Source organism: Vibrio sp. 1727, from assembly GCF_033344415.1.
In the GTDB taxonomy this organism is placed as follows: Bacteria; Pseudomonadota; Gammaproteobacteria; order Enterobacterales; family Vibrionaceae; genus Vibrio; species Vibrio alginolyticus.
This window is the reverse complement of the sequence record NZ_JAWPOT010000050.1, coordinates 1-4,964: the sequence shown is the minus strand read 5'-3', so window position 1 is coordinate 4,964 and position 4,964 is coordinate 1. Positions and strand designations below refer to the sequence as shown.

Annotated in this window: 2 protein-coding genes and 6 tRNA genes; 7 read left to right on the top strand and 1 reads right to left on the bottom strand. The window is 43.8% G+C overall.

The window, feature by feature from the left end; all coding sequences use genetic code 11:
* Window position 1 precedes the first annotated feature (1 nt).
* The 7 genes from R8O10_RS23650 to R8O10_RS23620 all read left to right on the top strand — a co-directional run bounded on the left by R8O10_RS23650 (window position 2) and on the right by R8O10_RS23620 (window position 2,719).
* Window positions 2-77 (top strand) — tRNA-Asn (locus tag R8O10_RS23650).
* A 275-nt stretch (window positions 78-352) separates the two neighbouring features.
* The gene (locus R8O10_RS23645) at window positions 353-1,978 is read left to right on the top strand and encodes a methyl-accepting chemotaxis protein (RefSeq protein WP_318191767.1); all 1,626 of its coding nucleotides are present in this window, start codon (window positions 353-355) and stop codon (window positions 1,976-1,978) included.
* Between the two features lie 233 nt (window positions 1,979-2,211).
* Window positions 2,212-2,287, top strand: a tRNA-Phe gene (locus R8O10_RS23640).
* A 52-nt stretch (window positions 2,288-2,339) separates the two neighbouring features.
* Window positions 2,340-2,415 (top strand) — tRNA-Thr (locus R8O10_RS23635).
* 22 nt (window positions 2,416-2,437) lie between these two features.
* Window positions 2,438-2,513: transfer RNA gene (locus R8O10_RS23630), tRNA-Asn, on the top strand.
* A gap of 39 nt (window positions 2,514-2,552) precedes the next feature.
* Window positions 2,553-2,628 (top strand) — tRNA-Thr (locus R8O10_RS23625).
* 15 nt (window positions 2,629-2,643) lie between these two features.
* Window positions 2,644-2,719, top strand: a tRNA-Asn gene (locus tag R8O10_RS23620).
* A gap of 247 nt (window positions 2,720-2,966) precedes the next feature.
* Here R8O10_RS23620 and R8O10_RS23615 read toward each other — a convergent pair.
* Window positions 2,967-4,403, bottom strand: a complete 1,437-nt coding sequence (locus R8O10_RS23615; RefSeq protein ID WP_318191766.1) for an NAD-dependent succinate-semialdehyde dehydrogenase — start codon at window positions 4,401-4,403, stop codon at window positions 2,967-2,969.
* Window positions 4,404-4,964: the final 561 nt, after the last annotated feature.

Sequence of the window (4,964 nt, the reverse complement as noted above, 5' to 3'; positions counted from 1 at the left end):
TTCCTCCTTAGCTCAGTTGGTAGAGCGACGGACTGTTAATCCGCAGGTCGCTGGTTCGAGCCCAGCAGGAGGAGCCACTTTTAAAGCCGCATCACTTGATGCGGCTTTTTTGTATCTGCTTTATACGTCATTTCTCACTTTCCCATTTATCTACACTTCATTTCTAAACATCAGCGAACATTAAATCCTTTCTTCAAAAACACTTATTTCACGCTAAAAATTTAATCCTCATCGTAATTTTAATACGCATTAGTATCCGAGCATATTCATCTTCACTAAGATGCCCGAGTTATTACATTTCTTCTTTTAGCTATGCCTTGCATAGTGATAACACTTTATTTGTGAGCTAAATATGAAACTAAAAACTCAAGCCTATTTATTATCTGCGATCATATTGCTAGCTCTCCTAGCTTTGACCGCAACGGGCTTATGGACACTTCGCGTCGCAAGTAACCTTGATAACAAAGCTCGAGTTACTGAGCTATTTAAAAGTGCGTACAGCATACTTACCGAAGTAGAAAAGATGGCTATCGAAGGCAAAATGCCGGAAGACGAAGCGAAAGCATTTGCCACTCGCCTACTTCGTAACAATATCTACAAAGACAACGAATACGTTTATGTCGCAGATGAAAATATGATGTTCATCGCCGCACCACTAGACCCTCAACTGCACGGAACCAGCTTCCATGACTTTAAAGATGGCAGTTGTAATAGCGTAGGCCAACTCATTCTAGATGTATTGGGGCACAAAACAGGTCAGATCGTTGAATATACCTGGAGCCAAAAACAAGCAGATGGCAGCATTGAAGAAAAACACTCGATAGCAGAAAAAACACCACACTGGGGCTGGGTTGTCGGTACAGGTATTGGCTTTAATGAAGTTAACGCACGTTTTTGGTCGACAGCACAATGGCAGCTTGTGCTATGTCTGATTATCGCGGGAAGCATTCTAAGTGGCCTGATCATTTCGATTCGCAAAATGCTTCATCTACTTGGTGGAGAGCCTAACGATGTGCGCAAAGCAGTTCAAGCTGTCGCTCAAGGAGACATTCAGACCAGTTTTGATACTGTGGCACCGAGAGGAAGTATCTATCGTGCCGTGCAAGATATGAGTCAATCACTAGCTACTATGGTGACAAACCTAGAGAAGTCTATGCATGCACTGCGCGCAGAGTTGTCTGCCGTAGAAGCTCGATCAAATACGATTGCCGATCTTACCGCATCTCAGCAGCAATCAACGGCGATGATTGCCACTGCGATGACTGAAATGGCATCTTCAGCCAACCATGTTGCCAATTCAGCAAGCGACACCGCAAACAATACGGACGAGGCTGACAAACAAAGCCAACATACTCAGAAACTCATTCATAACACGGTTGAAAACATTCAAGGTTTAGCTTCTCAATTAAATACTGCGAGTAAAGCGGTCGCCGATCTAGATCAGGATGTAAATAATATTGTAAAAGTGCTCGATGTGATTGGTGATATTGCAGAGCAAACAAACCTATTGGCACTCAATGCAGCCATTGAAGCAGCACGTGCTGGAGAACAAGGCCGAGGCTTCGCAGTCGTTGCTGATGAGGTACGCAACCTAGCAGGACGCACACAAGACAGCACAAAAGAGATTCAGTATATGATCTCCAATCTGCAAGAAGGCTCTCGCAATGCCATTCACACAATGGAAATATGTGCAGAAACCAGTGAAAGCACTGTTACAGAGTCTAAGAATGCCTCTGAAGCTCTACAGCAAATTGTAACGGCGTTAGAATCTATCACCACAATGAGCCAGCAGATCGCTACTGCTGCCGCTGAGCAGACGCAGGTTAGCGATGATATTGCGCTACGCATAAACCTTATCGAGGAAAGCGGAGGCCAACTCAACTCTGTCGTAACCGAGAGCCAATCAAGTACTCAAAGTTTAGCTTCACTAGCGAATGAGCTAGAAGGTTGGGTAAACAAGTTCTCAGTAAAGCACTAGTTTAAAGTCAATTGTTCAATAAAAAGCACGTTTTCAGACGTGCTTTTTTGTTTTTATCGCCTTTATTTTGCAAGTGAACACACTATCAATGTTAAAACATCGCTTAAAGCATGGCGCATTGCTGCTAAAAACGCATAAAAACAGCCCACTCCGAGCACAAATTCATCAAACGATATTTTATTTTAATTTTATTGTTGACCTGAAAGCCGAAAAGCCTTTTAATACACCTCGTCGCCCGGATAGCTCAGTCGGTAGAGCAGAGGATTGAAAATCCTCGTGTCGGTGGTTCGATTCCGCCTCCGGGCACCACAATTTATTAATTGTTGGTGCTTAGCACGAACAATGTTAAAGAATAAAATGTGCCGATTTAGCTCAGTAGGTAGAGCAACTGACTTGTAATCAGTAGGTCACCAGTTCGATTCCGGTAGTCGGCACCATTTATTCTCTTAAAAAGACAATTCCTCCTTAGCTCAGTTGGTAGAGCGACGGACTGTTAATCCGCAGGTCGCTGGTTCGAGCCCAGCAGGAGGAGCCAATTTTCATTATTAAGTTAATAACTTATTAATGACATTGTGCCGACTTAGCTCAGTAGGTAGAGCAACTGACTTGTAATCAGTAGGTCACCAGTTCGATTCCGGTAGTCGGCACCACTTATTAAAATTTGTTCCTCCTTAGCTCAGTTGGTAGAGCGACGGACTGTTAATCCGCAGGTCGCTGGTTCGAGCCCAGCAGGAGGAGCCATATTAGAAGAAGCCGCATCACTTGATGCGGCTTTTTTGTATTAGTTTAAAGCTAAGCTCTCTCCTACTACCCACGAAATAACATAAGCGCTTTGATTATTAAAAACCGCTTACCGCAAGCTAACTATCGACTCACTAAGTAACCAGAAAATATTAACCACAAACGCGCGTGGCAAATGGTATGCCTTTCAACTAAAAAAAAGCCAGGTAAAAACCTAGCTTTTTAATTCAATCGGCCATCTCTGAAATCAGCTTAAACCACCAAGACAAATATACTTTGTCTCCAGATATTCATCGAGGCCTTGCTTAGCACCTTCCCGTCCAACACCCGACTCTTTAACTCCACCAAATGGAGCCACTTCAGTAGAGATGATCCCTTCATTCACTCCAACCATGCCATACTCTAAACCTTCACTAAAAGTCACAATACGCTTCAAGCTATTCGTATAGAAATAACAAGCCAAACCATATTCTGTATCGTTCGCCATTTCGAGAACTTGATCATCATTTTCAAAGGTAACAATAGGCAACACAGGCCCGAATAGCTCTTGCTGAACAATCGACATATTCTGCGTCACACTATCCAAAAGAACGGGCTCCATAAAGCGACCAGGCAGTCTCTGTGGAGAGTTAGCAATAGAGGCTCCTTCTTGTACAGCTTGATCGATCACCGCCTCTAGTCGATGCTTAGAGGCCATCGTAATAACAGGGCCTAATGTGACACCTTTCTCTAAACCATTGCCAAGCTTTAATTTGCTTAACTTCGACAATACTTTATCAATAAAAGCTTGTTTTACATTTTTATGAACATATAACCGATTGGTACAAACACATGTTTGCCCTGCATTACGGAACTTCGACGCGACAAGCCCTTCCGCAGCCGCATCTAAGTCTGCATCTTCAAACACGATGAAAGGCGCATTACCACCCAACTCCATCGACACCGCCTTGACTGAATCACTGGCTTGCTTCATCAAAATTTTCCCGACTCGCGTAGACCCCGTAAAAGAGATCTTCTGAATCCTAGGATCAGTACTTAGTACTTGACCAAACTCAGCAGCCTGCTCCGACACCACGACAGAAAGCAGTTCTTTAGGGATACCAGCCTGATAAGCTAATTCAACAACAGCAATTGCAGTGAGAGGGGTAAGCTCTGATGGCTTGATCAACATGCCACAACCTGCCGCTAGGGCTGGTGCTGCTTTTCTTGTAATCATCGCAATAGGGAAGTTCCAAGGTGTAATTGCAGCGCATACTCCCACAGGCTGGCGAATTGCAGATAGACGTCTATCTGTCGTGGGGGCAGGAATAACTTCGCCATAAGCACGTTTTGCTTCTTCTGAGAACCATTCGACAAAAGAGGCACCATACATCACTTCCCCTTTGCTCTCAGCTAAAGGTTTACCCTGCTCTAAGGTAATAATCGTGGCTATGTCTTCTGCATTATCAAGAAGTAGTTGATACCACCCCCTCAAACGACGAGAGCGCTCTTTGGCACTTAATTTAGCCCAACGGACTTGCTCCGTTTTGCACTGACCAATGAGATCATCTAACTCATCAAGAGTACTAGGCTTTAACCGAATTAACTCTTGCTCAGTTGCAGGGTTGATGACCACAATTCCCTCATCGGAAGCCCATTGCTTAAATACAGATTTCAGCGTTTCATTTTTTATTTGTTGCATCATCAAACATACTCCTCAAGAACTCCTCTTAGGTTAATCGCTACTAGCAAGTTCAGCAAAGAAAACAAAGTTTTCTAAAAGGCATTAATTTTCGGAAGACTTAGCTCTCTTCCTCACTATATTTCGGGAAATTGCGTAATCCACGCAACGACGGTCCCGCTCTAAATATGGGAGCAATGAATGTTTGAGAAATAAGAAGTAGAAAATTATTGTTTAAGAGAGACGCTAACAAAACGCGCAGTGAGGAAGACTATTCATTCTACTACGGTTGAGGGCGAGTGTTATAAAGACTCATTGTTCAAATGACCAATCTTTCAACGAGGACATGATACAAACTCGGAGTAATTGGAAGTGCAGGCAGCAGGCTCATCTTCCTGAGAAACTCATGTGCCAAAAGGGTAAAGAAAGTCGTATTGTCTCGCCTTCAATGTGTAAATGCATTTCTAGGGGACACGACCAAACGAAAAAGCCCCAGTCTTTCGACTAGGGCTTAATATAAGTGGCGGAGTGGACGGGACTCGAACCCGCGACCCCCGGCGTGACAGGCCGGTATTCTAACCAACT

Coding starts and splice junctions, on each gene's coding strand:
- R8O10_RS23615 (WP_318191766.1), bottom strand. CDS start 4,403: ATGATGCAACAAATAAAAAATGAAACGCTGAAATCTGTATTTAAGCAA.
- R8O10_RS23645 (WP_318191767.1), top strand. CDS start 353: ATGAAACTAAAAACTCAAGCCTATTTATTATCTGCGATCATATTGCTA.